The organism is Micromonospora vulcania (genome assembly GCF_042658605.1).
GTDB lineage: Bacteria > Actinomycetota > Actinomycetes > Mycobacteriales > Micromonosporaceae > Micromonospora > Micromonospora vulcania.
Map to the genome: position 1 here is coordinate 45,051 of NZ_JBHSQS010000025.1, position 26,339 is coordinate 71,389.

A 26,339-nucleotide genomic window follows, 5' to 3' on the forward strand; every position below is an offset into this window, starting at 1 on the left:
GACCTTTCTCGGTCCGGTTCTTTGAACGGTGTGGTGGTGGTGCGCCCGGCCGAGGCCGGGCAGGGGGACAGCTCAGGACCGTCGGGCCCGCCACCGGGCCAGCACGGCCCGGCCGAGGCGCGACAGCAGACCCTGCACGCCGCCGGGTGCGGCGATCATGACGACGATCAGGGTGACTCCGAAGATCGCCAGCGGGAGGTTGCCCGCCAGCCGCTGTGCCGCCGCGGGCGAGAGCGTGAGCAGCTCCGTCGCGGAGTGGGTGAGGTCGGGCAGCGCGACCAGCAGGACGGCCCCCCACAACGCGCCGGTGAGCCGGCCGAGACCGCCGATCACCACGGCCATCAGCAGGAAGAGCGACAGGGTCAGCGAGAACGCCCCGGGTGAGACGCTCTGCGCGAGCACCGCGAGCAGGGCGCCGCCCAGGCCGGCGGTGGCGGCGCTGACCACGAACGCGAGGACCTGGGTACGGGCCACGTGGATGCCGGCGAGCCGGGCGGCCACCTCGTCGTCGCGTACCGCCCGGAAGGTGCGCCCGTACCGGCTGCGGATCAGGTTGGCCAGCAGCAGCAGGGCGAGCAGGGTGGCGGCGCCGGTGAGCCAGAGCTGCCACCGCTCGTACGGGAAGTAGGGGCCGAGCGCCAACGGCGGCGGCTCCACCGGCACCGACAGCCCCTGCTCGCCGTTGAAGACACCGTCGAACGTGACGGCCAGCGCCGGCACCACGACGGCCACCGCGAGCGTCACCCCGGCCAGGTAGGGGCCGCGTAGCCGGGCCGCGGCGACGCCGACGACCGCGCCGACCGCGACCGTGCTGAGAATCGCCGCGCCGAGCGAGAGCGGCAACAACCAGCCGCCGGTCATCCCCCGGTCGAGGAACTCGTTCTGGCACAACGCCACGGTGTACGCGCCGGTGGCCATCAACGCGCCGTGCCCGAGGGAGAGCTGGCCGTTGAGCCCGGTGAGGACGGTCAGACCGGCGGTGGCGCAGAGATAGGCCGCCACGGTGGCGAGCTGGAAGTTGCGGAACGGCTCGACGGCGTAGCTGACCGCCACCAGCAGCAGCCCGACCGCGAGCACGACCGCGAGGTGGCGCAGCAGCGTGGAGCCCCGCCGACGGTCCGCCGGACGACCGCCGGCCTCGTCGGCCAGCCGGTGCTTCGGCGGCAGGGCCGCCTGGGTGGCGCTCACACCCGCCTCGCGGCGACCGGAGCGAACAGCCCACCGGGCCGGACCAGCAGCACCGCCAGCAGCAGCACCAGCACCGCCAACGGGGTGAGGTCGCTGCCGGCGTAGCCGCTCACGTAGGACAGCAACAGACCCACCACCAGGCCGCCGACCACCGCCCCTGGTGGACTGTCCAGCCCGCCCACCACCGCCGCGGTGAACGCCGAGACGAAGACCAGGTCCATCGCGTGCGGGTGCAGACCCAGCTCGGTCGGCAGGACCAGCATGGCGGCCAACGCGCCCACCCCGGAGGCGAGCGCCCAGCCGAGAGTCAACATGCCGCCGACGTTGACGCCGAGCAGGCGGGAGACCTCCGGAGCGAAGGCCGCCGCACGCATCCGCAACCCGACCGGGGTACGCGCGAAGACCCAGGCCAGCGCGCTGACCACCACCCCGATCGTCGCGAAGACGAACAGGTCGTACGGCGAGAGCAGCGCGACCCCGCCCGCGGTGAGGGCGGAACGGCTGAACGGCGCCTCGGCGGGCCGGAACTCGCTGCCGTACACCATCCCCAGGATGGCCTGGATCAGCAGGACCAGCCCGAGCGCGACGATCACCGGATTGAGCGGCGACCGGTGGTCGACGAAGCGCATCACCGCGCGGTCCACCACCGCACCGAGCACCAGCCCGGCGATGATCGCGACCACGAAGCCCAGCCAGTACGAGCCGGTCGCCGCGGAGACGGTGTACGCGACGTAGGCGGCGGCGACGGCCATCGCCCCCTGGGCGAAGTTGACGACCCGCGCCGCCCGCCAGATGAGAACCAGGGCCAGCGCGAACGCGGCGTACACCGCACCACGGGACAGGCCGTCGATGGTGAGGAAGACGAAGCGGTCCAACGGTCCTCCCTCCTGGGGGACGAAGTGGTCAGAAACCGAGGTAGGCGTGCCGCAGATCGGCGTCGTCGCGCAGCTTGACCGCCGGGGCGGCGATCACCACCCGACCGAGGGACATCACGACGCCCTGGTCGGCGACGGCGAGGGCGCTGCGTACGTTCTGCTCGACCAGCAGCACGGTCAGGCCGGTACGGTCCCGTAGCTGGCGCAGCAGGGCCATGGTCCGGGCGACCACCCGCGGCGCCAGCCCGAGCGACGGTTCGTCGAGCAGGAGCAGGCGCGGCCGGCCGACCAGTGCCCGGCCGAGTGCCAGCATCTGCCGCTCGCCGCCGGAGAGCTGATGGCCGAGGTGCTTGCGGCGCCGGGCCAGCGGCTCGAACAGCTCGTAGACCTCGTCGAGGGCGCGGCGGGCGTCGGCCCGGTCGCGACGCCACAGCCCACCGAGCCGCAGGTTCTCGTCGACGGTCAACTCGCTGATCACGCCCCGCCCCTCCGGCACGTGCGCCATGCCGCGCCGGACGAGCTGCTCCACCGGCGTCCCGCGCAGGTCGTCCCCGTCGAGCAGGATCTGACCGCCGGCGGGGCGGATCATGCCGGAGAGCGCGCGCAGCAGGGTGGTCTTGCCGGCGCCGTTGGCCCCGACGACCGCGGCGATGGTGCCGGCCGGAACGGCGAGGTCGATGGCGTGCAGCACGGGCGCGGCGCCGTAGCCCGCCACCAGGCCACGCACCACGAGCAGGTCCGGCGCGCTCACAGGGCGGCCTCGTCGACGGTGGCCCCGAGATAGGCGTCGGTGACCGCCGGGTCGTCGCGGATCTCGTCCGGCGTGCCGGCGGCGATGACCCGGCCGAAGTCGAGCACCACGATCTCGTCGCAGACGGCCATCACCAGATCCATGTGGTGCTCGACCAGCAGCACGGCGCAGGGGTCGGACTCCCGCCGGGGCAACTGGCGGACCAGCTCGGCCAGCTCGTCGATGTCATCGGCACCGAGGCCACCGGCGGGTTCGTCGAGCAGCAGCAGCCGGGGCCGGGCGGCGAGCGCGCGGGCCAGGGCGACCCGTTGGCGTACGGCGAAGGGCAGCGTGGTCGGCGCGGCCTCGGCGTGCCCGGCGATCCCCAGGTCGTCGAGGATGTCCAGGGCGTGCGCGCGCAGCCGCTGCTCGTCGCGGTCGCTGCGGGGCAGCCCGAGCACCGCCGAGACGAAGCCGGCCCGCGCGGTGTGCGACGCGCCGGCCATCACGTTCTCCAGCACGGTGAGCCCGGCGAAGAGCCCGGTCCCCTGCAGGGTCCGGGCGATGCCGAGCCGGGTCAGTCGGTGCGGCCGGGGCCGCAGCGGCGCACCGTCCAGAGTGAGCGAACCCGTCTCCGGCGCGACGAAGCCGCAGATCACGTTGAACAGCGTGGTCTTGCCGGCGCCGTTGGGCCCGATCACGCCCACCACCTGGTTCGGTGGCACCTGCAGCGAGACGTCGTCGAGGGCGGTGAGGCCCCCGAAACGTACGCCGATGTGGTGCAGTGCGAGCCCGCGCTCCATCACCCATCCCTATGTCGGTGGCGGGTGTTATTTACACTCGCAGTGTACGTTTCTCGGGTTCCGCGTCAATACCTTCGATGCCCCGTCGCCGCACGCGGACGGGGCGGCCGCCATCGGCGCCCGCCCCGCTGTCACGCTCAGGAACTGGGGCAGGTGTTGCGGTACTCCTGGATCTGCGACCCGCTCGGTCCGGGGCAGAGGAACTGCTCGTAGCGGGTGTCGTCGTCGACGAACCGCTTGAGCCAGGCCACCATCTGCCGCGCCGTCGGTGTGTTCACCGACTGCGGGAAGAAGTGGCTCGCGTTGTTCAGCTCCAGGTACGCCTTCTCGGCGGAGGCCGGGATGCTGTTGTAGAACGGCTCGGAGTGCGACGCGACCGGCGCGACGGTGTCGCTCTCCCCACCGATGATCAGCGTGGGCACCCGGAGCTCGGACCAGCTCTTGTCCGTGTTCCACGGCGCCAGCGGCACCGCGGCCTGCAACGACGGCCGAGACGAGGCCGCCTCCAGGGTGCCGCCGCCACCCATCGAGTGACCGGCGACCGCGAGCCGACTGCTGTCGATCCGGGTACGCACCGAGCTGCGCTGGGTCAGGTAGTCGAGTGCCGCGAGGAGTTGCCGGCCGCGGCTGTCCGGCTGGTCCAGCGTGGAGTTGGTCTCGATGCCGATCACCACGAACCCGTGCGAGGCGAGCCGCGGCCCGAGCCAGCTGATGCTGGACCAGTAGGCGGTGAAGCCCGGCGAGATGGCGATGGCGCCGAAGGTGCCCTCACTGGTGGAGGTCGGGTAGTAGATGACGCCGCCGCCGAAGCCGGTGACGCTCAACGCCGAGACGTTCTGCGAGGACGTGGCGAACGGACCGCGACTGGCCTCCAGGATCGCGGTGGTCGGGGCGGGACCCCGCTCGTACGGGTTCGCCGCCTGCGCCGGGCCGGTGGTTCCGGCCACGACGCCGCCGGCGACCAGAGTTGCGGCCAGCACGAGCCGGACGGCTCGGGCTGCCACGGAACGGGGACGGGTGGTGGTTGGTGACGACACGTCGGGCACTCCCTAGAGTCGAGGGATATCGACGTCCGTCAGTTTTGGCGTCCGCGCCGATCCACGCATCGGTGAAATCACCAGTCCCCGCCGACGGGCGGGCACGCCACCCCCGGGCCGGAACGGCGGCATCGGTTGCGTTTTGGCCCTCTGACCTGGGGTAGGGGGCCAGTTGCCTGCTCGTCAATGTTCCATGGAGGGGTTCGTTCAGTGGATTCCAGCAAGCCCGCCAAGGCGGCCAAGAACGCCGTGAAGACAGCCTCGAAGAAGATCGCCGAGGCACTGACGCCGGAGGTCCCCGGCGCACCGGGCGGTACGCCCACCGTCGAGGAGCCGACGACTCCGCACGATCCGCTGCCGCCGAAGGAGGAGCAGGGTGCTCCGCAGACGCGCACGCCGACCGGTGCCGAGACCGGCGCGCCGACGACCGCCAACGGTCAGCAGGGCGCGCACCTCACCACCGCGCAGGGCGCGCGGCTCCGCGACACCGATCACTCGCTCAAGGCCGGCCCGCGCGGTCCGACCCTGCTCCAGGACCACCACCTACGCGAGAAGATCACGCATTTCGACCACGAGCGGATTCCCGAGCGCGTGGTGCACGCGCGCGGCGCGGGCGCGCACGGTGTGTTCACCGCGTACGGCACCGCCGAGCAGGTCACCAGGGCCGGCTTCCTGAAGGAGGGGCGGGAGACGGACGTCTTCGTCCGGTTCTCCACCGTCCTCGGCTCGCGCGGTTCCGCCGACACCGTCCGTGACGCCCGCGGTTTCGCGACGAAGTTCTACACCGACGAGGGCACCTTCGACCTCGTCGGCAACAACATGCCGGTCTTCTTCATCCAGGACGCCATCAAGTTCCCCGACATCATCCACGCCGCCAAGCCACACCCGGACCGCGAGATCCCGCAGGCACAGAGCGCACACGACACCTTCTGGGACTTCGTCTCGCTGCACACCGAGGCGCAGCACCACACGCTCTGGAACATGTCCGACCGCGGCATCCCGCGCTCGTACCGGACGATGGAGGGCTTCGGCGTCCACACCTTCCGCCTCGTCAACGAGGCCGGCGCGACGGCGCTGGCCAAGTTCCACTGGAAGCCCAAGCTGGGCGTGCACTCCCTGACCTGGGAGGAGGCGCAGATGCTCAGCGGCATGGACCCGGACTTTCACCGGCGGGACCTCTACGACGCGATCGAAGCCGGCGCGTTCCCCGAGTGGGAGCTGGGCATCCAGGTCCTGCCCGACACCCCCGAGGAGACCTTCGCCGGGATCGACCTGCTCGATCCCACGAAGATCGTGCCGGAGGAACTGGCGGCGGTGCAGCTCGTGGGGAAGCTGACCCTGAACCGGACGCCGACGAACTTCTTCGCCGAGACCGAGCAGGTCGCCTTCCACCTCGGGCACCTCCCACCCGGCATCGACGTCACGAACGACCCGCTGCTGCAGGGCCGGCTCTTCTCGTACGTCGACACGCAGCTCACCCGACTGGGCGGGCCGAACTTCTCGCAGATCCCGATCAACCGTCCGCACGCCCCGGTCAACGACATGCTGCGGGACGGCTTCCACCAGCAGGCCGTGCACGCGGGAGTCGCGCCGTACCGGCCGAACTCACTCGACGGCGGCAACCCCTTCCCGGCGGGCGACGACGAGCACGCCTTCCTCGACGTACCGGTGACGGTGACCGAGGCGCCCAAGGTGCGGGCGAACCCGGCCTCCTTCGACGACCACTACAGCCAGGCACGGCTGTTCTGGCTCAGCATGTCGCCGGTCGAGAAGGAGCACATCATCCGCGCCTACACCTTCGAACTGGGCAAGTGCTACCACCAGGCGATCAAGGAACGCCAGTTGCAGAGCCTCGCCAACATCGACCCGGAGCTGTGCGCCCAGGTCGCGACCGGTCTCGGTCTGCCCACTCCGGAGCCGACCGTGCCGCTCGCCGACGTCACACCCAGCCCGGCGCTGTCGCAGGTCGGCGGGGAGTGGCCGGCCGACGGACGCACGGTCGGGGTCGTCGTCGACCCCGACGGCGACCTCGACGACGTCGCCCCGGTACGCGCGGCCGTGTTCGCCGCCGGCATGGTGCCGCTCCTGATCGCCCCGCACGGAGGCGTGGTGGGAGACCTGCCCGTCCAGCGGACCTTCGCGACCGGCCGGTCGGTCGAGTTCGACGCGCTCCTGCTGGCCGGCGCACCGGCACCCGCGCCGGACGCGGTCCCCGCACCGGACGCCGGTACGACGACCGTGGATCCGCGTGTGCTGCTCCTCGTCGAGGAGTGCTGGCGGCACGCCAAGGCGATCGGCGCCTGGGGAGCCGGCACCACGGTGCTGGAGCAGGTCGGGGTGACCGACAGCCCCGGCGTAGTCACGGCGGGGTCCGGGGCGCAGGCCCTGGCCTCGGTGCAGGAGCTGATGGCCGCGCACCGGGTGTGGGAACGGTTCCCCGCCTCGGTCGCCTGACGCGACGAACCGCTTCGAGGGCTGTCCTCCGCTTCGCCGGGAGGGCAGCCCGCGGCCGTCGGGGTGTCAGCCCCGCGTCCACTCCTGGGCGTCGGCGCTGGTACAGGTCCGCTGCTCGATCGACGTACCGTTCCCGGTGCCCAGGTCCACCGGGCCCACGCACTTCCCGCTGTGCGCGTTGACGAGTTGACGCTGCCCGTTGAGGGTGAACTGCTGGGCCGGAGTGGTGTTGCACGTGGTGATCTGGATCGCCGCCCCGTCGTCGCTCGACGCGCCGAGCACGTCCAGGCAGCGGCCACCCAGCTGCACGCTCCCGTCCGCCCGCAACGTCCAGAGCTGGTTGCGGTCACGGTCGTCCTGACAGTCCCAGAGCTGCAACCGGACCGGGTCGGGCGAGTCGGGCGCCGAGATGTCGAGGCACCGTTTGCTCGCCACCCCGACGAGCCGGTCGCCCGCCGTTCTCGGGCGAGCGCTCGGCGTGAGCGCCACCGACCCCGGACCCGAACCCGTGGTGGGGTCGGCACTGGGGCTGGTCGTGGTGGTGGTCGTTCCCCCCGCCGTCGAGACCGGCCGGAAACCCGCGGTGACCTCCCGGAAGGCGTCCACCGAGGCCGTCCAGGCGGCATCGGGCGTCGACCAGGCGATGCTGTAGCCCTTGCGCTTCGCGGTCGTGAAGGTGCGCTGCCGGGTGTGCATCGCCGTGCCGGTCTGGCTGGTGTGGACCCACTCCCAGTCAGCGGCCTTCAGCTGGTAGTTGACCGCGACGACCTCGATCCGGCGGTAGTCACGGAGCTGCCCCACGACGGCGGGATCCTTGGCGCGGGCGGTCAGCTCGGCGAGCGGGTCGCCACGCGGTGAGTCGGTCTGGCTGACCGTGAGGGCGCGCTCGCCGCCCGGCTCCAGAAACTCGATCTGCCGCCCGTGCCGCAGGATCCGCCAGTCGCGCGGCGCCGGAACGCTGAAGCCGGTGGTGTCCCGGTAGACCGACCAGGAGATCGACCCGTGCGCCGTGGCGGCCGGCGACGAGCCGGGCGGCGACGACGCGCCCGGCCGGGCCCCTTCCACAAGCTCGGACCCGTTGCCGGTGTCGGCGGGCGCCCGGCGGGTGGCCAGCGGGACGCCGATCGCCACTGCGAGCGTCAGCGCGGCCGCGACGCCGCCGATCAGCCAGGCCCGTCGCCGCCGCGTGGTGGTCGCCGCCGGCTGCGCCCCCCCGCCCTGGGGCGTGGGCACGGCCGGGATCAGGGGTACGACGTGAGTGGTGCCGGTCGGCTGGGGCGCGGACTGCGGCCGGAGCCCGGTCGACGCCAACCCCGTCGTCGTCCCCACTGCGGGCTGCGGCGACCCGGCGAGCACCGCGCGCAGCAACCGCTCGGCGGTGTCGGCGTCGATCCGCTCGGTCGGGTCCTTGCGCAGCAGTCCGGTCAGCACCGGCGCGAGCGGTCCCGCGTGCTGGGCCACCGGCGGTGGCTCGGTGACGAGCGCGGTGAGGCTCATCAGGCTGGACGGCCGGGCGTACGGCGACTGGCCCTCGACCGCGGCGAACAGGGTGGCGCCCAGCGACCAGAAGTCCCCCTCGGGGCCGACGATGCCGCTCATGGCCCGTTCGGGAGAGACGTACGCGGGCGAGCCGAGCACCACGCCACTGAGGGTCAGGTTGACGTCCTCGACGGCGGTGGCCAGGCCGAAGTCGGTGAGCACGATCCGACCGTCGACACCGATCAGGATGTTGGCCGGCTTCACGTCGCGGTGCATGATCCCGGCGCGGTGGGCGGCGCGAAGGGCGCCGAGCACGGCCAGCCCGATCTCGGCCGCCCGCACCGGTGAAATGGGGCCGTCCGCGGCGATGGTCTCGTGCAGCGACCGGGACGGCACGTACTCCATCACGATCTGCGGGTCGCCGTCGATGCCCAACAACACGTCGAATACCCGAACGGCGTTGGGGTGGTCGAGCTTCGCGATCGCCCGCGCCTCGCGAAGCGATCGGATCCGCAATTCCTCGCGCGCCTGATCGGTCAGGCCGGGTGGCGGGACGATTTCCTTGATGGCCACGTCCCGCTGCAGCATCTGGTCGCGAGCTTTCCACACCCGACCCATTCCGCCCTGGCCGAGGAGCTCCAGGACTTCATACCGATCGGTAACAAGGAAGGGTAAGATCTGCGGCACCCGGAGAGGTTACCCGGCCGATCGCGCGAACCGTTTCCGACAGATCACGAGAGCCATTTTGTGACTCGGATCATTCCCGTCGGGGCGTACCGAAAATTTGCTTTCTGTTCATAGTGGTCTCCCCCGATCGCACGCCTGGCGCTGGGCTCAACCGATGTCGGTCAACCGCGGCAGCACCTCGTCGCCGAGCCGCTGGGCGAACTCCACCGGGTGTCGATCCGGCGTGACCTGCACCTCGCTCACCCCGAGCGCCGCGTAGTCGGACACCTCGGCGAGGAACGCGTCGAGGTCGACCAGCGGCGACCGGGAGGCGACCACGGTCTTCTCGATGGTGTCGTAGTCGCGGCCCTCGGTGGCGCAGTGCCCACGCAGCACGTCCAGCTTGCGTGCCACCTCAGCGGCGCCCTTGTCGCTGCCGAACAGGTTGCAGGCATCGGCGTAGCGGGCCACCAGGAGCAGGGTCTTCTTCTCGCCGCTGCCACCGATCATGATGGGCGGGTGCGGGCGGCTCAACGGCTGCGGCGAGTTGATGGTCTCGGCGAGCTGGTAGTGCCGTCCGTTGAAAGGGCCGTCGTCGTCACTCCACATCTGCCGGCAGATGCGCAGCGTCTCCTCCAGCCGCTCGAACCGCTCGGCCACCGGGACCACCGGCACCCCCAGCCCGAGCTGCTCCCGCTCGTACCAGGACGCGCCGATGCCGAGGCGGGCCCGGCCGCCGGAGAGCACGTCGAGGGTCGTCACGGTCTTGGCGAGCAGCCCCGGGTACCGGTACATCACGCCGGTCACCAGCACACCCAGCGTCATCCGCTGCGTCTTCGCCGCGACGAAACCCAGCGTGGTGTACGCCTCCAGCATCGGTTCCTCGGCCGCGAACACCGCCTCCATCTGGAAGAAATGGTCCATCACCGTGAACGACGCGACGCCGGCCTGCTCGGCGACGGCGGCGGTCTCGGCCAGAGTCGGTGCGATCGCCGCCGGCTCCGCCGGAGTCGAGTAGTTCCAGTAGTGCAGCCCGAGCTTCATGTTCGGCACCTCCAAGTCGAGCCTAATGGCTCATCGCGGTCACCGGCGCGAAGGTCGGCGCAGCCGCCGGCACCGTCCGGCGAACTCCATTACCGGTTCATGACAATCCGTGGATCACGTGCGGATATCCGGCTGACACCTTCGGTCGAGTGAGCCGACTGCCGACCCGCACCGACACCCCACCCGCCAAGCCCGACCCCGCCGACAAGCGCGCGGCGTGGGCCGACGCCGCGAAGGGCGTCTGCATCATCCTCGTCGTCCTGTGGCACGTCGTGGTCAAGGACTACCTGCAGATCGACTGGCACATCGGCGTGCCGGTGCCCGGCCTGTGGGGCGCGCTGGGCGAGCAGTTCCTGCCGCTGCGGATGCCGCTGTTCTTCACCATCTCCGGCGTCTTCGCGGCGAACGCCGTCCTGCGGCCGTGGCGGGTCGTCGCCCGCAGCCGGGTCGCCGGCTTCCTCTACCTGTACGCGCTCTGGCTGCTGATCCACACCGCGATCCTCGCCCTGGCCCCGGACCTGCCGACCGACCGCGCCACCTCGCTTCTCGGCCTGCTGGAACAGCTCACCATCACGCCCTCCAACCTCTGGTACCTGTACGCCCTGGCGCTCTACTTCACGATCGCCAAGACGGTCCGCCGGGTGCCACGGGCGCTGGTCCTGGTGCCCGCCGCCGCGCTGTCCGCCGTCGCCGCCGCTGGCCTGCTCGACACGCCGGGCAACCGCGCCGGCCTCTACCAGAACCTGGTCTTCTTCCTCGCCGGCCTTCACCTGCGACCGCAGATCGAACGGTGGGCGGCCACCGCCAACCGACGCCGGCTCGTGCTCACCGCGGGCGCGTACGTCCTCGCGCTCGCCGCGATGGCGGTGGCCGGCGCCCAACGCTGGTTCGGTGTCTGGCCACTGGTCTCCGTCGTGGCGGTCGCCTTCGGCGTCACCGCCGCCGCCCGGCTGGGCCGCTGGCCCGCTCTGGGTGACCGGCTGGCCACGCTCGGCCGCATCACGCTGCCCATCTACGTCATCCACATGCCTGTTCTGGCCCTGCTGCACCGGCTCCTGCACGCGCCGGTCTCCGGGCTCGACGGCGTCGGTCAGGGCCTGATCGTGCTCGGCTACCCGATCCTGCTCACCGGGCTCGTGATCGGCGTGAGCCTGGCCCTGCACCGCGGCCTGCTGGCGGTCCACGCACGCTGGCTGTTCGCCCTTCCCACCTCCCGACGGCCGGCACCCCGCCACGTGGCGGCGGCCCGATGAGCGCGCTGGCCGAAGCGGTGATCGACCTGGGGGCGATCACCAGCAACGTACGGACGATCGCGTCGGTCACCGACACCGAACTGATGGCCGTCGTGAAGGCGGACGCGTTCGGCCACGGCGCGGTGCCGGTCGCCCGGGCGGCACTGTGCGCGGGCGCCGGCTGGCTGGGTGTGACCTCGGCCGCCGAGGCCCTGGCCCTGCGCCGGGCGGGCATCACCGCACCTACCCTGAGCTGGCTGCACCGCCCGGATGACGACTTCGGTAAGTTGATCACCGCGGGCGTCGACATCGGCGTGTCGACGACGACCCACCTCCGGGCGGTCGCCGACGCGGCCCACCGGCTCGGCGTGCCCGCCATGGTGCAGCTCAAGGCCGACACCGGGTTGTCCCGCAACGGGGCCGGCTGGAACGACTGGCCCGAACTGGTCGGTTGGGCACGGAAGTACGAGCGGGAGGGCGGGGTCCGGGTGCGCGGCGTGTGGTCCCACCTGGCCGACGCGGACATACCGGGCAGTCCCGCTCTGGCACGACAGGTGGCCGCCTTCGAGGAGGCGCTGGGATTCGCCCGCTCCGCCGGCCTCGACCCCGACCTGGTCCACCTGGCGAACTCGGCGGCCGCCCTGTCGGCTCCCCGGAGCCGCTTCGACCTCTGCCGGATCGGGCTCGCCCTGTACGGCGTGGACCCGTTCGGCCAGGCCGGCCCCGGCGAGTTCGGGCTGCGTGCCGCGCTGACGCTGCGTACGACCGTGGTCAACGTGAAGCGGGTACCGGCCGGCACGGGCGTGTCCTACGGACCGGAGTACGTGACCAAGGCCCCGACCACGTTGGCCCTGCTGCCGCTCGGCTACGCCGACGGTGTGACCCGGGCGGCCGAGGGCCGCGCGTCGGTGTGGCTCGGCGGCCGACGCTGCCCGATCGTCGGGCGCATCGCCATGGACCAGTGCGTGGTCGACGCCGGCGAGCTTCCGGTGACGATCGGGGATCCGGTCGTGGTGTTCGGCGCCGACGGCGGCGACGACGCCGCGCCGACCGTCGCCGAATGGGCGCGGTGGGCCGGCACCAACCCGCACGAGATCTTGACCGGGATCGGGGCCCGGGTGGCCCGCGACCACCTCCACGAAAGGACGCAGGTGTCATGACGACCCGACTGGCAGTGCTGTACGGCGGGCAGAGCGGCGAACACGAAGTGTCCCGCCGCTCGGCGGAGAGCATCCTCGCCGGGCTCGACCGGGAGAGGTACCACGTCACCGAGGTGCTCATCGACCGCGACGGCGGGTGGCTCGTCGACGGCCGCGCGATGCCCCTGCCCCCCGCACTGCGCGTGCTGCGTGCCCAGGACGTGGTGTTCCCGGCCCTGCACGGCCCGTACGGCGAGGACGGCACCGTCGCGTCCCTGCTGGAGTGGCTCGGTGTGCCGTACGTCGGCAATGGCGTCTTCGCCAGCGCGGCCGGCATGGACAAGGGCGTCACCAAGCGGCTCCTCGCCGCCGAGGGCCTGCGGGTCAGCCCGGGCGTGACCCTGCGCCCCGGCGAGGATCTGGCACCGGCCAATCGCCTGCGCCTGGAGCTGCCGGTCTTCGTCAAGCCCGCGCGCGCCGGCTCCAGCCTCGGCGTCGTCCGGGTGACGGACTGGGCGGATCTTCCCGCCGCGCTGGAGCAGGCTCGGGAGGTCGATCCGAAGGTCCTCGTCGAGCAGGGGGCGGTCGGACGTGAGATCGACGTGGCCGTCCTGCAGCACCCGGACGGTCGGGTGCAGGCCGGGCCGCCCCTGGAGATCCGGGTGACCGGCACCGACTTCTTCGACTACGGCGCGAAGTACGACGGCGGGGCGATCTTCGACATCCCCGCCCCGCTCGACCCGGCCACCACCGAGGTGCTCCAGGACCGGGCGATCCGCGCCTTTCACGCCCTCGATTGCCGTGGGCTGCTCCGGGTCGACTTCTTCCTGCCCGCGCAGGGGTCTGCCGAGCCCATCGTGAACGAGGTGAACACCTTCCCCGGGTTCACCAACGCGTCGCAGTTCCCCCAGATCTGGCAACAGGCCGGCCTCGGCTTCGCCACCCTGCTCGACATCCTGATCACCGGCGCACTGGTCGACCAGGAGCCGAGCCGATCGACCGGGTTGCCCCGACCGGCCCGGCCGGGAGCCGTCCCGGTGGCGCCGGGCCTGGCCCGGCCGCTCGGCCTGGTGTGACCGCCCGCCGCCCCGGTCACCTGATCGGACAGGACCGGGGCGGCCGTGCACCGTCGGTCCCGACGATGGTGACCGGGGCGAACGCCGCCACCTGGGACAGCTGCGCCACAGGGCCGGACACGGTACAGATGATCTGGTCGGCGGCGGTCCCGGACAGCGCGGTCACCTTCCCCGCCATCGTCAGCGTGATGCCGTTTCCATCGGTCTTCACCTTTGCCGAAGGGACCGGCGTGAGGTTGGCCGACCCCGCCGGGACGGGGCCGTCCGACACCCCGGAGACGAGGTCGGTCGGCACCTCACTGGTGAATCCCTGGCTCCGTTCGGACTCGTCCGGACCCATCGCCAGCAACCCGAGCACCTTGTCGGGCGGGACGCTCTCCTTGGTCGGGCGAACGACCAGCGCGAGCTGTCCGTGCCACAGCAGATAGAGCCCGACGCCCTCAGCCTGGCCGGACACCGCCGGTCGGCCGATGATGACGTCGCTGGGCCGGACCCCGCAGCCCGCCGTGAACAGGGCGAGCAGTGCCCCACCGGCGAGCAGCGTCCGCGCCACCCTCCGGCCGGTCATCGTACGTCTCCGGCGTCCGCGGCCACCCTGGGCAGGCGGAGCGTGAACACCGCGCCGCCGGTACGACCGTTGCCCGCGACGAGGCTGCCCCGCTGCCCGGCCTGCCGGTGCAGGCGTGCGTTCTCCCAGGCGATGGCGAGGCCCAGCCCACTGCCCGCCGAACTGGTCCGGGCGGTGTCCGCCTTGTAGAGGCGATCGAAGACGTGCGGCAGCACCTCCGGGGCCAGGCCGGGCCCGTGATCCTCGACCTCGATGGTGATCCAGTCCTGGTCGGCGTGCAGGCGTACGGACACCGGGTCGGCGCCGTGCCGGAAGCCGTTGCCGACCAGGTTGGCGACGATGACATCCAGCCGACGCGGGTCCAGCCGGGCGATGACTCCGGGCGGCAGGTCTGCCCGTACCCGATCGGCCCAGCCCCGCAGCCGGAGGGTCGCGGTCACCGCAGCGGCCACGTCGACGTCCTCGAGGGCGAGCCGAGCGGTGCCGGAGTCGAATCTGCTGACCTCGATCAGGTCGTTGACCAGCTGGGTGAGGTTCTGGGTCCCCTGACTGACGAGCCGGGCGGCGCGGCCGGCATCGCCGGGCAGCAGGTCCGCCTCCTCGTCCAGCACGTCGGTGACCGCCGTCATGGCGGCGAGCGGCGTACGGAGTTCGTGCGACACGTCGGCCACGAAGCGTCGGGCGTCGGCCTCCATCCGCCGCAGCTCACCGACCTGGCGCTCCAGCGTGCCCGCCGTGTCGTTGAAGGTCCGGGCGACGTCCGCCAGCTCGTCGACACCCCGTACCGTCAGCCGGGTCGTCAGATCGCCCTCGCCGAGCCGACGGGCAGCCCGGCCGAGTTCGCGTACGGGTCGCAGCACTCCCCGGGCCGCCAGCAGCGCGAGCAGGACCGCGAGGATCAGGGAGAGCCCACCGGTCAGCCACGCCAGCGTGGCGAGCCGGTCGATGCTCTGCTGTTCGGCGGCGAGGCTGTGGACGGAGTAGACCTCCAACCCGGTCGGCACCCGAGCGCCGTCCGCCTGGTCGATCTCCACCTGGGTCCCGATGACCAGCGCCGGGCCCCCGTCGACCGAGACGCGCTGCCAGGCGATAACTCCTTTGTGGACCGATGCACGCAGCTCCGGGGTGAGCGGGTCGGCACCACTGCCGCCCTGTGCCCGGAGGTCGCGGTAGAAGACCACCGCGTACCCCTTGCGGTCGGAGAGTCGCTGGGCCAACGTTTCGAGCTCGTCCTGGGTCGGCGGGAGTTGGCGCACCGGGTAGACCTTCGTAAGCTGATCGGTCAACGACTCCACCGCGGCGTCCTGCGCCTGCTGGAGGATGACGGTCCGAGCCTGGAAGTAGCTTCCGCTGGCGACCACCGCCGTCGTCGTCACACCGAGCAGCGCGAAGGCCAGCAACAGCCGGACCCGCAGGCCCGCGGGCCGGCCCCACCGTCTCACAGCGGCCCGAACCGGTAGCCGAACCCGCGCACCGTCTGGATGAAGACCGGCGCCGAGGAATCGGCCTCGATCTTGGCACGAACCCGCTGTACGCAGGCGTCCACGAGCCGCGAGTCGCCGAGGTAACCGTGCTCCCACACGGCTTGCAGCAGTTGCTGTCGGCTGAGCACCTGACCCGGTGTCTGCGAGAGTTCCAGGAGCAGACGCAGTTCCGTCGGGGCCAGGCTGACCGGCAGCCCGTCCTTGCTCACCACGAGCGCGGCCCGGTCGATGGTCAGGGCGCCGTGCTGCTCCGGACCGGACCGCTCGCCGCCGGCACGCCGTGGTTCGCCACCGGTCCGCCGCAGCACCGCGCGGATACGCGCCTCGAGCACCCGGGCCTGCACCGGCTTGACCACGTAGTCGTCGGCGCCGGCCTCCAGGCCGGCCACCACGTCCATGTCGTCGTTGCGGGCGGTGAGCATGATGATCGGCAGATCGCCGAGCCGCCGGATCCGGCGACAGACTTCGAAGCCGTCCATCCCGGGCAGCATGATGTCGAGCACCACGACGTCGGCCGTGGCCGCGCGCAACCGCTCCAACCCCTGCTCGCCGGTTGCCACGGCGTCCACCGTGTGGCCCTGCCGGGTCAGCGCCAGTTGGAGCCCGTCGCGCACCGTCTGGTGATCTTCGATCAGCAGGACCTGGGACATGTCGCCAAGTATCGCATCATGAATTGATTTAGCCTTCCATCGATATGGGTGCGGTGGTTATCGACCTCGGTGCGCCGGAATCCACCGACCGCGCCAGGAACACCGCCGAGCCCACCGCCAGCACCGTCGACCCGGTCGCCGCCACGATGGCGACGAGTGGTCCCGAATCGACCGATGCGCGCAGACCGGGTGCGACCGTCACAAGCACCCAGACCGCCACGATCAGGCCCACCGCCCCTTCGGTCACCGCACGCCAGACGGCGGCGCTGTCCGATGCGCCGCCCGGCGCGGTGCCCCTGTCCGGTGCGCCGCCCGGGACGGTGCCGCCGCGAGGATCGCCGGCGCCAGGTCGGGCCGCGAGCGCGGCGGCGGCCAGGCAGAACAACGCCACCGCCAGCAGGACACCGCCGAGGACGTCGCTGAACCGGTGCCAGCCCGCGATCATGGTGGCCGAGGCGATGACCGAGACGCCCACCGCGCCCGGAGCCGTCAGCCAGCGTCGGGCCCATCCGGGCAGGACCAGCATGAACGCCAGCAGCAGTGCCGTGGCTGCGGCGACGTGGCCGCTGGGGAAGCTGTTGTGGGTGGTCGAACTCTCGATCTGGAAGTCCGGGCGGGGCAGCAGCTCCTTCAGGATGCCGGCCACCCCCACCGTGCCGAGGACCATGCCGATGCCCACGGCTCCCGCCAGCAGCCGCCGGCCGAGCAGACCGACCAGCAGCACCCCGCCGAGCAGTACGGCCAGCAGCGACGGGCTGCCGAACGCCGCCAGCACGGTCTTGGCCGGACCGACCAGGACGGTCTGCTGCTCATAGCCCCCACCGCGCTCGGCACGCGGCAGGAGCAGTCCGTCGAGCCATTGACCGGAGCGGGTACCCAGGAACACGGCGCAGGTCGCGCCCAGGGCGATCAGGTAGCACAGGGCGGCCGCGAGCAGCAGCACGGCGCGGGGTGTGGCGCTGCGCGGCGGTGGCAGCGACCGCGCCGGCTGCGGGCCGGACGCCGACCGCTCGACGGAGTACGACGATCCGAGGGACATGCGGACCATGGTCGGCCCGCCAGGTCCGGTCCCGGTCCGGGGATTGTCATCGTTCTGGCACAGTTTTCCGGAGAGTTCCGGAACACTCGGGGCTCGGGCGGGTCGCAGCGCCGCAGCGCACCGCAAACCGGGCCAAGCCACCTCGATTGGCGAACAGCTCGCGTGAAACCTTCATTCACATGCTTACATGCAACTATGTTTTACCCAGGCGAGATCAACCACCACTAGGGTCAGGACGCCGATCGGTCAATATTTCGGTCGGCGGTGCGAAAAAACCATCCGGAGCACGTTGGGGAAACCGGAAGGGGTTGGGGAATGCAGGGGATGATTCCGGTCGCCTCCCTCGTCATCGGCATCGCGTCCTCGCCGGCCGAACGCCGACAGTTGGCGCGGCTGCTCGGCGGGAGCGACGCCTTTCTGATCGTGTCGAGCGTCGAACAGGCGCGGGAGTTTCTCGGGGTGGTCGACACACCCCCCGTCGTAGCGGTGCCTCCCCCCGCCCAGGCCGTGTTGGCCGAGGCGGGTCAGAACACGCTGACGCCACCACCGTCCGACCTGGCCGTCGATTCCGACCGGCGGGTGCTGCGGTGGCGGGACCAGGAGATCGACCTGACCCGGTTGGAGCACGACGTCATGCTCTGCCTGGTCGACGCGCCCGGTCAGGTCTGGACCTACGAGCGGCTGCACCTTGAGGTCTGGGGCAACCGGCACCTCGGCCGCGGGTCCGACATGCATTCGGTGGTACGACGGGTACGCCGCAAACTCGCCCGGCTGAACGCCGCGGCGACGATCCACGCGGTCCGCGGGGTCGGCTTCCGGCTCGCCCCGGCCTGACCGCCACGACCACCGGCCATCCGGGGGACGCCGCGCCGCGGTGTCCCCCGGATCGCGTTGCGCCGACTCGCTGCCGCCAGACGTGCTCCGGCCCGCCTGGTCGGTGACCAGACGGGCCGGAGCTGTCAGCTAACGATCAGACGTCAGCACCGGATGGGAGACAGGGCGAAGTTCTCCACCGTGGGCGACCCGGCCACGATCTTCGCCTGACGGGTCTGGGGCTTCCAGCCGTCCTTGGCGACGATCAACGTGAGCGGGTTGTTCCGCCGGTCCACCCAGTAGGCGTACTTGCCCTCGGCGTCGGTGGCGAAGGTCCACGACAGGGCCCACGAGTCGACCTGGACCACCGCGCCGGCCAGCGGCGAGCTCGCGCCCTGGCAGTTGGTCCCGGTCACCGTACCCATCAGCTTGCCCCAGGTGTTCGGAGGCGTCACGTTCATGGTGACCCCCACCGGCGGGACCGAGTACGGCGTGTTCTCCTTGATCCCGACCGCGCCGGAGTAGGTGCCCGGCTGGTCGACGTTCGCCGTCATCCCGACGGTGACCGTGACCTTCGCACCGGGCGCCAGCGTGACCGCCGACTTGTCGATCGTCAGCCAGCTGACGTCGGCCGCCGACGCGGCACACTCCTCGAAGCCCGGCAGCGCCTCGCTGTCCGGTGCCGCGTTGAAGCTGCCGGACGAGCCGCCGATCTTGTAGAAGCCGCACGCCGCACCGCCGCGGTAGCGGGCGGTGTTGGCGTTCGGCAGGTTGGACCACGAGCTGGTGCCCGGGTCGTAGGCGAAGCCAACGTTGCTGATGGCCCCACCCTGCGAACCACCGACGACCAGGAGCTTGCCGTTGGCGACAGCGAACGAGCTGGCCCAGTTGTCGGCCGGCGCGTCGGCGATGGCGGTCCACACGTTGGCACCCGGGTCGTAGGAGTAGCTGGACTTCTGCGACGCCGAGCCGTCGTTGCCGCCGGTGCAGTAGACCACGCCGTCGATCCCGCCGCAGGAGGCGAAGGCCACCGACTTCGGGTAGCTGGCGAGCGTCTCCCAGGTGTCGCTACCCGGGTCGTACCGGACGACGCTGTTCGACATCGGCGTGCAGGCGGAGGTGGTGCAGCCGCCGATGGCGTACAGCTTGCCGTCGACGATCGCCTGCCCGGCTGCCGACCGCGGGGCCGGGTTGTCAGCCAGCTCGGTCCAGCTGTTGGCCCCCGGCTCGTACGACCAGGTGGCGGAATCCGGACCAGCGGCCGCCCAGCCACCGGTTGCGATGATCTTCCCGTCCAGGACGCCCACCGTCATGGCGTTGCGGGCGCCAGGAAGGTCGGCGATCGGCGCCCAGGTCAACGCCGCCGGGTCGTAGACGAAGTTCTTCGTCGTCGAGGCCGACCCGTCACCACCACCGATCGAGTACACCTTGCCGTCCAGGCTGACCACCCGGTTGTCCATGATGTTGATCGGGTAGTCGGTGATGTCCGTCCACGGCGCGGCCTGTGGGCCGGTCGCGGCGGCGATCGCCGTCGGAGCCTTGCCGGACGCCTTGGCGGCGACCGACGTCGGGACGTTGAGCCGCTGCTCCGGAGCACCACTGGCGCCCAGGATCTGCTGCTTGGTCACCTTGGACCCGTCCGCCTTGAGGATCTCGAACCCGCCGTCGCGCTCACTGAACTCGACGTCGACGGGCGCGCCGCCGGTGTTGGTCACCGTGAACGTCTTGTTGGCCTTACCGGTGGGCATCTTGACGGTCGCGCTCACCTGGGTCGGCGTCACCGACAGTCGGCCGGCCGCGAGCACGAAGTTCGCGGTGGTCGCCCAGTCGGCCTCGACGTTGACCTGCTTGCTCTGGCTGACGTAGTTGCCGGCCTTCGCGGTGAACTTGTGGGTGCCGGTCAGCGACGAGTACAGCCAGTAGAAGCCGTCGGCCAGCCCCGGGTCATCCGGGGTCGCCACGGTGGTGGCCTTCTCCGCCGGCCGGTCGTCGCTGGTGACCGTGGCACCGTTGACGTAGCTGTTGTCGTTCTTGTCCTTGACGTTGCCGACGACCAGACCGCCGTTGACCGGCACGCAGGTGACCTGGCTGCCGATCAGTACGTTGTCGACCTCCCACCACCAACCGTACGAGCCGTCGTAGAAGTGGAACCGCACCTGGACCTGCGCCTTGCCGGCCGCCTGCGGGATCGCGACCTCGGTGACCCGCGGCCCACGCACGTCCCCGGTCTGGTGGACCACGGTCGCCCAGGTGGCACCGCCGTCGATGCTGAGATCGACGTCGGCGACATCCACGCCCAGCTGGTTGTAGTCCTGGTTGAAGCGGATCACCGGGGCCGTGACGGCGGTCAGGTTGACCACCGGGCTGACCAGCGAGGTGTCCTGCGTACCGCCGGCTCCGTAGTTGTCACTGTCGATCATCGCGAAGTTGCCGCTGCCACCGGTCAGGTTGCCGCGGGCACCGTCGTCGGTGAACTTCCAGACCTGGCCGTTGCCCTCGTTGTCCACAACGGACCAGCCGGGCGGGGCGGTCTCACCGTCGAAGGTCTCGTACTCACCGTCGGAGCCGTACGTGTAGCCCGGCGCCGTGGTGCAGGAGGTGGTGTCCACCGGCACCGCGACGTTCGCGGTGGCGTTGCCCGAGCCGACGACGACCTGCTTGGTGACGACCTCGTAGCCCGGGTACTGCGTCTCGATCTTCAGGGTGTACGTCTGCCCGGCCGGCAGCGAGATGCTGTAACGGCCGTTCGACGGCGTGGTGTAGTCGTAGACGCCGGCGACACCCTGCACGCTCACCTTGGCGTACAGCGGCCAGCCGTGCCCGGAGCCGTCGGTGACGGTACCGCCGACGTTGACGCTCGGCACCGCCGCGAGGGCGGCGTTGAGCGTCGTGGTCGCGCCGTCGGCGATCGTCGCCGACGTCGTCTGGCTGGCGTACCCGAACGCCGCGATGGTGACCTGGTAGTCACCGATCGGGAGGATGGCCGAGTACTTGCCGTCGGCAGCGGTGGTCAGCTCGCGCGCGGCCGGGCCGGCGAACGTCACGGTCGCACCGGCGATTGCAGCACCGGTGGCCGCGTCGGTGACGGTGCCGGCCACGGTGCCGGTGCCACCGGTGGGAGCGGCGTTGAGCAGCGCGAGGGCGTCCAGCCGGCCTTCGCCGTAGACGTTGTTGTCCGCCGCGGTGCCACCGCACTGGTCGTCGGCCTTGTCGACCGCCGAGCCGTTGAGCAGCGCGCGGGTCGCGCCGATGTCGCCGACCAGCGACGGAGCGGCCGAGTACAGCAGCGCGATCGCGCCCGCGAGGTGCGGTGCGGCCATCGAGGTGCCGTTGAAGCTGGCGTAGGCGTTACCCGGAACACTCGACCGGACGTTCACGCCCGGTGCCGAGATGTTGGGCTTGATCTCACCGTCCTGGCCGACGCCCCGACCGGAGAAGCCGGCGATGTTGTTGTTGATGTCGTACGCGCCGGCCGAGTAGTTGTTGATCCGGCTGCCCGGCGAGCCACTGCTCTGGCAGGAGGGTCCACTGTTGCCGTTGGACCAGACCCCGAAGATGCCCGAGGCCTCCCAGGCCAGCGTCACGTCCTCCATGAAGGGGTCGTTGGACGGAGTCTGGCTGCCCCACGAGTTGTTGATGATGTTCGGACGCTTGCTGGCGTCCGGGTTCTGGCCGCTCAGGTCGGTGGGCTCGAGCATCCACTGACCGGAGGTGATCAGAGCCTCGTCGCTGGGGCAGCAACCGTTTGCCGCGATCCACGTGACCCCGGGCGCGACACCGATCTGGTTCGCACCGCCGTCGGAGCCGGCCATGGTGCCCATGGTGTGGGTACCGTGGCCGTTGCCGTCGCAGGGCGCGGCGCCGCAGGTGCCAGCGGCGTCGAACCAGTTGTAGTTGTGGTCGAACGTGCCGTCGCCGTTGTTGCCGCGGTAGGAGTTCACCAGCGCCGGGTGGTCGAACTGGACCCCGGTGTCGATGTTCGCGATGGTGATGCCCTCGCCGGTGGCCCCGAACTGGGACCAGACGTCGTCGGCGTTGATGTTCGCGACGCCCCACTCGAGGGCGTTCGCCACCTTCTCGTCGGTGCCCTTGCTGATCTCGGGCACTTTGTAGGCGACCGGGGCGTAGAGACCCTCGACCTCGGTGTGGCCGGCGAACTTCTGCGCCATCGCCAGCGAGCCGCTGCGTACCTTGATGGCGTTGGCGGCCCAGAAGGTCTGGTACTTCGCGCCCGAGCCGTCGAGTTCGGCCCGGATCTTGCTCTGGCTCTCGGCGGCGGTCTTACGCAGTGCGTCCGCGACCGCGGTGCCGCGCTTGTTCCAGTCCTTTATGGCACTGGCCTTGCTCAGGTCGGCCCGGTCCTTGAACCGGATCCAGAAGTCCCCTTCGCTCTTGGCCTGAAGCTGCTTCGCCAACTCCGGTCGGATCTTGTCCCCCGAAGCGGCGCCCGCTCCCGTTCCGCCGGGCGCGGCCTGCGCGCCCGAGCCGATACTGGCCAATCCTGTTGCGGCGAGGATGACCGCCGCACCGGCGCTCACCAGGGATCTGGCTGTGCGCCGCCATTGTGGACGTCTGAACATCGGTACTGCCTCCTCCAGAACGACCCAGAGTAAGAAGGGCCATGATGAAGGTGCAGGGGGTTCGATCCACCTCGATGCCCATCGAGCGGACGAACCCCCTCCGTGCCTCCCCATGCACCGCGCGGGTCACGCCGGTTGCCCGAATGGACACTATGATCGAGAAGAATGGACGATCAAGAACTTGCCGTGAGCAACTTGTCGCTAACGGTTGCCAGGCTGGCGGCACGCTTGCCAATCTTTGTCAGAACCATGACGAGAATTGGGCAGGGGTGCCCATCGATCCCGGGTGGGTGCGATGGCCGAGGACGACGAAGCGACGATGGACGAGGCCGATCCGACCGACGAGCCGTTCCCACTGCTGATCGCGGTGACAGCCTCGCCGACCGAGCGCATCCGACTCGCCGAACGCCTCGACGGCATCGCACCGCTGCTGCTGGTGGCCGATCTCGACGAGCTACGCCGACTGATCGCGGCTCCGCAGCAGGTGGCCGCGGCCCCGTCCGAGCCGGCACCCGTGCCGGCCCTGGTGCTCGACTCGACCCGGTCCAGCGCACGTTGCGGAGACCGTGAGGTCGTGCTCACCCGGTTGGAGCACGACCTGCTGACCTGCCTGACCACCGAGCCGGTGCGGGTCTGGAGCTACGCCGAGTTGCACCGTTCGGTCTGGGGCGACGAGGGGCGCGAGCGCAAGGCAGACGTGCAGTCCCTGGTGAAGCGGCTGCGCCGCAAGCTACACGACCTCGGCACCGGGGCCACCATCGACGTGACCCGGGGTGTGGGGCTGCGGCTGACCGATCACCAGCAGGCACGGGTGGAACGGGCCTGACGATGCGGGGTGCGTACCGGTATCCGGCCGCACCCCACGTCGCTGCTTCCGAAGGTTCAGCGGCCGGTGCCACCGCCCTGAGCCTTGGGTTGGCCCGGCTGGGACGGCAGCCGGGTGATCGGCGGCAGGACCAGGGCGATCAACGCGACGATCGCGATGACCGTGAAGGGCAGCGTGTAGCTCTTGCCGCTCGCCTCGTAGAGCAATGACGTGACCAGCGGACCGACCACGCCTCCGAGACTCCAGGCCACGATCATCGCGCCGTACACCGCCCCGGCGTTCGGAGTGCCGAAGTAGTCGGCGGCGGTGGCGGGCATGGTGCCGAAGCCGCCACCGTAGGCGAGGTAGACGAGCCCCGCGAGCACCGCGAAGAGCCCGAACGCCGCGGCGTGCGGCAGGATGAAGAAGCAGATCGCCTGCAACAGCAGCATCCCGATGAACGCTGGCATCCGGCCGGTTCGGTCGGACAGCCACGCCCACGCCACCCGTCCGGCGCCGTTGAACAGGCCGAGGAGGCCGACCAGGGTGGCGGCCGTCGCCGCGCTCGCCCCGGTGATGACCTGCGTCGCGTCGGACGCCTGGGAGATCAGCGCGATTCCGCAGGCGACGTTGAGCGTGAGGATGCCGGTCAGCAGATACCACTGCCGGGTACGCAGCGCTTCGCGCAGCGTGTAGACCCGGGTCCCGGCGACCGCCCGGCCGGCGGTCTTCGGGGTGAACCCGGGCACCTGGTGACCCGCCGGTGGGTTCCGGAAGAAGGACGCCCCGAGCAGGATCGCGATCAGGTAGGCGACGCCCAGCGGGAAGAATACTTTGGTCGGGTTGTCGGTTCCGTTGAGCAGGGACTTCGCCACCGGTGCGACGATCACGGCGCCGAAGCCGAACCCGGCTACCGCGATGCCGGTGATCAGGCCGCGCCGGTCGGGGAACCACTTGGCGAGCATCGCGATCGGCGTAATGTAGGCGGCGCCCAGCCCGATCCCGCCCAGCACGCCGTAGGTGAGCACCAGCAGCCAGAGATCGTCCTTCGACGACGTCAGCGAGGCCAGCATGTTGCCGACCGCGTAGAGCACGCCGCCGCCCAGCGCGACCGGTCGTGGGCCACGGCGGTCCTGGATGCGGCCACCGATCAGGCTGCCGATGAAGATCGTGCCGATCGCCGTCTCGAACGGCAGTACCGCCTGCCACTTGGCCCAGCCGAACTCGTGCTGCAGTGGCGTGTTGAACACGCTCCACGCGTACACCGCGCCGAGCGCGAGTTGGACGAGCACTGCGGCGACGACGAGACCCCAACGGCCCCGCGTCGGTGTGGATCTTCCCGGATCAGTTGCGGTGTGTGCCATGAGCTGAGTCCCCCGTCTGTCGGCTCATTGGCTGGCGCCTGCGCGTGAGTTACGTCTGGTTCTCGGCCGGCGACCGGCTCCCTTCGTTGTCGCGCCGCTCTCGTTGCGGCACGACCGTGTACTTCGGATCGCGCGCCGACGCCATTCCCGCCTCGAAGACGCCGAATCGGGTGGCGACGGACGAGGCCACCAGGACCGCGCCGGAGATCACCGACAGGACCCTGCTGCGCCGGCTGAGCAGCGCGGCCACGGCGCCCACGCCGAGGAGTACGTTTCCCGCCCGGACCAGGCGGCCACTGCGGCCCTGCCGGTAGGGCTCACTGGTCAGGGTCAACCGCTCCATGCGGTGACCGCTGGCCAACTTGACGGTCGCGGCGGCCAGGGCCAGCCGCCGCAGCGGCGCGGCCTCGGCGGCGGGTGCCGCGATGAGGCCGACCCCGGCGGCGGCGGCGAGCGCGCTGCCACCGAAGACGAACGGCATGTACGGGTACGCGTCGTGCCAGGCCGGTACGGCGGTGTCGGCGAGCAGCACCCCGGTGTAGGTGGCCAACGCCGGGGCGGCGGCCGCGGCGGCCAGGCCGAGGGCATTGCCGACGGGTGGCGCGGCCCGGCGGGCGAGGCCGAGCACGCCGTGCTGCGGGAGCAGCGGCGCGAGTTCGGCGACCGCGGCCGCTCCGGCCAGCGGCCCGAACACGGTGAGGATCCAGGTGCCGACCGACATCGGCGAGGTCAGCTTGGCGACCCGCAGCATGTGGTGGAACCGGGTTGGCCGACCGAGGTCGTGCACCAGCAGGTACGCGCTGGCCGCGACGCCGCCGAGGGCGGTCCAGCGGCCCACCTGGCGCAGCCCGGGCCGTCCGGTGAGCTGAGCGCCCGCGCCGATCAGCGAGCCTCCCGCGGCGAGGCCGCCGGTGAACAGGTAGCCGGCGATGTCGTGCTTCCACACCGGCGCTTTCAGGATCGGTCGGCCGTAGTAGGAGCTGAAGTCGGCCGGCGGCACGTTGAGCTGCTCGCCGTCGCCGCCGCCACGCCCTCGACCGGGCTTGCGGTGACGTTGACCGTCGGGTTGGTCGAGGCCGGCCTGGAACTCGCGGAACCGGCTGCCGATCGGCTCGGGTGGCGTCGCGTCGGTCATGGCCGCCTACCGAGGAACGCGAGCGCGGTGGCGGCGGCCATCGTCAACGCGGCCAGGCCGGCGCTCTTCCACATCGCCGGTAGGTCGCGGGTGGTCACGACCGGGTCCGGTGGCAGCCCGTACACCTCCGGCTCGTCCAACAGCAGGAAGAACGCCCCGTCACCACCCACACCATCAT

20 protein-coding genes and 1 pseudogene are annotated in these 26,339 nt (G+C 71.1%); 6 read left to right on the forward strand and 15 right to left on the reverse strand.

The features are described from left to right. Positions 1 to 72 precede the first annotated feature (72 nt). From ACFQGL_RS27560 to ACFQGL_RS27580, 5 genes are all read right to left on the reverse strand, one after another. Positions 73 to 1,188, reverse strand: coding sequence for a branched-chain amino acid ABC transporter permease (locus ACFQGL_RS27560; protein ID WP_377515437.1), 1,116 nt, complete (start codon positions 1,186 to 1,188; stop codon positions 73 to 75). Then, positions 1,185 to 2,063 carry a branched-chain amino acid ABC transporter permease gene (locus tag ACFQGL_RS27565; RefSeq protein ID WP_377515438.1) on the reverse strand — a complete coding sequence of 293 codons (879 nt, stop codon included), beginning with the start codon at positions 2,061 to 2,063 and terminating at the stop codon, positions 1,185 to 1,187. Before ACFQGL_RS27565 ends, ACFQGL_RS27560 begins: the two co-directional genes overlap by 4 nt. Before the next feature lie 28 nt (positions 2,064 to 2,091). Then, a complete protein-coding gene (locus ACFQGL_RS27570) occupies positions 2,092 to 2,814 on the reverse strand; it encodes an ABC transporter ATP-binding protein (protein WP_377515439.1) in 723 nt (240 codons plus the stop codon). Beyond that, positions 2,811 to 3,596: an ABC transporter ATP-binding protein gene (locus ACFQGL_RS27575; RefSeq protein WP_377515441.1), complete on the reverse strand. Its 786-nt coding sequence runs from the start codon at positions 3,594 to 3,596 to the stop codon at positions 2,811 to 2,813. The genes ACFQGL_RS27570 and ACFQGL_RS27575 overlap by 4 nt, the downstream gene beginning before the upstream one ends. Before the next feature lie 137 nt (positions 3,597 to 3,733). After that, positions 3,734 to 4,633 carry an alpha/beta hydrolase family protein gene (locus ACFQGL_RS27580; protein ID WP_377515442.1) on the reverse strand — a complete coding sequence of 300 codons (900 nt, stop codon included), beginning with the start codon at positions 4,631 to 4,633 and terminating at the stop codon, positions 3,734 to 3,736. Positions 4,634 to 4,843: 210 nt separating this feature from the next. Between ACFQGL_RS27580 and ACFQGL_RS27585 the strand changes: the two genes are divergently transcribed. Beyond that, the gene (locus tag ACFQGL_RS27585; protein WP_377515443.1) at positions 4,844 to 7,087 is read left to right on the forward strand and encodes a catalase; all 2,244 of its coding nucleotides are present in this window, start codon (positions 4,844 to 4,846) and stop codon (positions 7,085 to 7,087) included. A 66-nt stretch (positions 7,088 to 7,153) separates the two neighbouring features. Here the strand turns inward: ACFQGL_RS27585 and ACFQGL_RS27590 are convergent, their stop codons facing one another. Continuing rightward, entirely contained in the window at positions 7,154 to 9,253 is a 2,100-nt protein-coding gene (locus tag ACFQGL_RS27590; protein ID WP_377515444.1) for a serine/threonine protein kinase, read from the reverse strand. Between the two features lie 147 nt (positions 9,254 to 9,400). Continuing rightward, positions 9,401 to 10,276, reverse strand: coding sequence for an LLM class F420-dependent oxidoreductase (locus ACFQGL_RS27595; RefSeq protein WP_377515445.1), 876 nt, complete (start codon positions 10,274 to 10,276; stop codon positions 9,401 to 9,403). Positions 10,277 to 10,425: 149 nt separating this feature from the next. Here ACFQGL_RS27595 and ACFQGL_RS27600 point away from each other — a divergent pair, with 149 nt between their 5' ends. From ACFQGL_RS27600 to ACFQGL_RS27610, 3 genes are read left to right on the forward strand one after another with little or no spacing between them, the layout of a single operon-like run. After that, entirely contained in the window at positions 10,426 to 11,529 is a 1,104-nt protein-coding gene (locus ACFQGL_RS27600) for an acyltransferase family protein (protein ID WP_377515446.1), read from the forward strand. Beyond that, positions 11,526 to 12,668 (forward strand): alanine racemase, encoded by a 1,143-nt coding sequence (gene alr, locus ACFQGL_RS27605; protein WP_377515447.1) that lies wholly within the window; start codon positions 11,526 to 11,528, stop codon positions 12,666 to 12,668. The genes ACFQGL_RS27600 and alr overlap by 4 nt, the downstream gene beginning before the upstream one ends. Beyond that, positions 12,665 to 13,723 carry a D-alanine--D-alanine ligase family protein gene (locus ACFQGL_RS27610; RefSeq protein WP_377515448.1) on the forward strand — a complete coding sequence of 353 codons (1,059 nt, stop codon included), beginning with the start codon at positions 12,665 to 12,667 and terminating at the stop codon, positions 13,721 to 13,723. Before alr ends, ACFQGL_RS27610 begins: the two co-directional genes overlap by 4 nt. Positions 13,724 to 13,739: 16 nt before the next feature. Here the strand turns inward: ACFQGL_RS27610 and ACFQGL_RS27615 are convergent, their stop codons facing one another. Genes ACFQGL_RS27615 through ACFQGL_RS27630 form a run of 4 tightly spaced genes read right to left on the reverse strand, consistent with a single transcriptional unit; the run spans position 13,740 to position 17,464 of the window. After that, the gene (locus ACFQGL_RS27615; RefSeq protein WP_377515450.1) at positions 13,740 to 14,291 is read right to left on the reverse strand and encodes a hypothetical protein; all 552 of its coding nucleotides are present in this window, start codon (positions 14,289 to 14,291) and stop codon (positions 13,740 to 13,742) included. After that, entirely contained in the window at positions 14,288 to 15,733 is a 1,446-nt protein-coding gene (locus tag ACFQGL_RS27620) for an ATP-binding protein (protein WP_377515451.1), read from the reverse strand. The genes ACFQGL_RS27615 and ACFQGL_RS27620 overlap by 4 nt, the downstream gene beginning before the upstream one ends. Then, complete coding sequence (locus ACFQGL_RS27625) at positions 15,730 to 16,425, reverse strand: response regulator (protein ID WP_377515452.1); 696 nt, start codon at positions 16,423 to 16,425, stop codon at positions 15,730 to 15,732. Before ACFQGL_RS27625 ends, ACFQGL_RS27620 begins: the two co-directional genes overlap by 4 nt. A 28-nt stretch (positions 16,426 to 16,453) precedes the next feature. Continuing rightward, positions 16,454 to 17,464: a phosphatase PAP2 family protein gene (locus ACFQGL_RS27630; protein WP_377515453.1), complete on the reverse strand. Its 1,011-nt coding sequence runs from the start codon at positions 17,462 to 17,464 to the stop codon at positions 16,454 to 16,456. A 315-nt stretch (positions 17,465 to 17,779) separates the two neighbouring features. Here ACFQGL_RS27630 and ACFQGL_RS27635 point away from each other — a divergent pair, with 315 nt between their 5' ends. Next, on the forward strand, positions 17,780 to 18,298 hold the full coding sequence (locus ACFQGL_RS27635) for a winged helix-turn-helix domain-containing protein (RefSeq protein WP_377515454.1): 519 nt from the start codon (positions 17,780 to 17,782) through the stop codon (positions 18,296 to 18,298). A gap of 143 nt (positions 18,299 to 18,441) precedes the next feature. On the opposite strand, the gene ACFQGL_RS27640 is transcribed toward ACFQGL_RS27635, so the two are convergent. Beyond that, positions 18,442 to 22,815 carry a S8 family serine peptidase gene (locus ACFQGL_RS27640; protein WP_377515455.1) on the reverse strand — a complete coding sequence of 1,458 codons (4,374 nt, stop codon included), beginning with the start codon at positions 22,813 to 22,815 and terminating at the stop codon, positions 18,442 to 18,444. Between the two features lie 337 nt (positions 22,816 to 23,152). On the opposite strand from ACFQGL_RS27640, the gene ACFQGL_RS27645 reads away from it, so the two are divergent. Next, complete coding sequence (locus ACFQGL_RS27645) at positions 23,153 to 23,683, forward strand: winged helix-turn-helix domain-containing protein (RefSeq protein ID WP_377515456.1); 531 nt, start codon at positions 23,153 to 23,155, stop codon at positions 23,681 to 23,683. Positions 23,684 to 23,739: 56 nt separating this feature from the next. Here the strand turns inward: ACFQGL_RS27645 and ACFQGL_RS27650 are convergent, their stop codons facing one another. The 3 genes and pseudogenes from ACFQGL_RS27650 to ACFQGL_RS27660 form a co-directional block, all read right to left on the reverse strand. Beyond that, positions 23,740 to 25,026 carry an L-lactate MFS transporter gene (locus ACFQGL_RS27650; protein ID WP_377515457.1) on the reverse strand — a complete coding sequence of 429 codons (1,287 nt, stop codon included), beginning with the start codon at positions 25,024 to 25,026 and terminating at the stop codon, positions 23,740 to 23,742. A gap of 49 nt (positions 25,027 to 25,075) precedes the next feature. Then, positions 25,076 to 26,161: an NrfD/PsrC family molybdoenzyme membrane anchor subunit gene (gene nrfD, locus ACFQGL_RS27655; protein WP_377515458.1), complete on the reverse strand. Its 1,086-nt coding sequence runs from the start codon at positions 26,159 to 26,161 to the stop codon at positions 25,076 to 25,078. Continuing rightward, positions 26,158 to 26,339 (reverse strand): annotated as a pseudogene (locus ACFQGL_RS27660) (4Fe-4S dicluster domain-containing protein); the annotation flags it as partial. The pseudogene ACFQGL_RS27660 and the gene nrfD, both read right to left, overlap by 4 nt.

Bases quoted from the DNA above. Each gene is read 5' to 3' on its own strand.
- ACFQGL_RS27575 (WP_377515441.1), bottom strand. From the start codon at position 3,596: ATGGAGCGCGGGCTCGCACTGCACCACATCGGCGTACGTTTCGGGGGC.
- ACFQGL_RS27595 (WP_377515445.1), bottom strand. From the start codon at position 10,276: ATGAAGCTCGGGCTGCACTACTGGAACTACTCGACTCCGGCGGAGCCG.
- alr (WP_377515447.1), top strand. From the start codon at position 11,526: ATGAGCGCGCTGGCCGAAGCGGTGATCGACCTGGGGGCGATCACCAGC.
- ACFQGL_RS27610 (WP_377515448.1), top strand. From the start codon at position 12,665: ATGACGACCCGACTGGCAGTGCTGTACGGCGGGCAGAGCGGCGAACAC.
- ACFQGL_RS27615 (WP_377515450.1), bottom strand. From the start codon at position 14,291: ATGACCGGCCGGAGGGTGGCGCGGACGCTGCTCGCCGGTGGGGCACTG.
- ACFQGL_RS27625 (WP_377515452.1), bottom strand. From the start codon at position 16,425: ATGTCCCAGGTCCTGCTGATCGAAGATCACCAGACGGTGCGCGACGGG.
- ACFQGL_RS27630 (WP_377515453.1), bottom strand. From the start codon at position 17,464: ATGTCCCTCGGATCGTCGTACTCCGTCGAGCGGTCGGCGTCCGGCCCG.
- ACFQGL_RS27635 (WP_377515454.1), top strand. From the start codon at position 17,780: ATGCAGGGGATGATTCCGGTCGCCTCCCTCGTCATCGGCATCGCGTCC.
- ACFQGL_RS27645 (WP_377515456.1), top strand. From the start codon at position 23,153: ATGGCCGAGGACGACGAAGCGACGATGGACGAGGCCGATCCGACCGAC.
- ACFQGL_RS27650 (WP_377515457.1), bottom strand. From the start codon at position 25,026: ATGGCACACACCGCAACTGATCCGGGAAGATCCACACCGACGCGGGGC.
- nrfD (WP_377515458.1), bottom strand. From the start codon at position 26,161: ATGACCGACGCGACGCCACCCGAGCCGATCGGCAGCCGGTTCCGCGAG.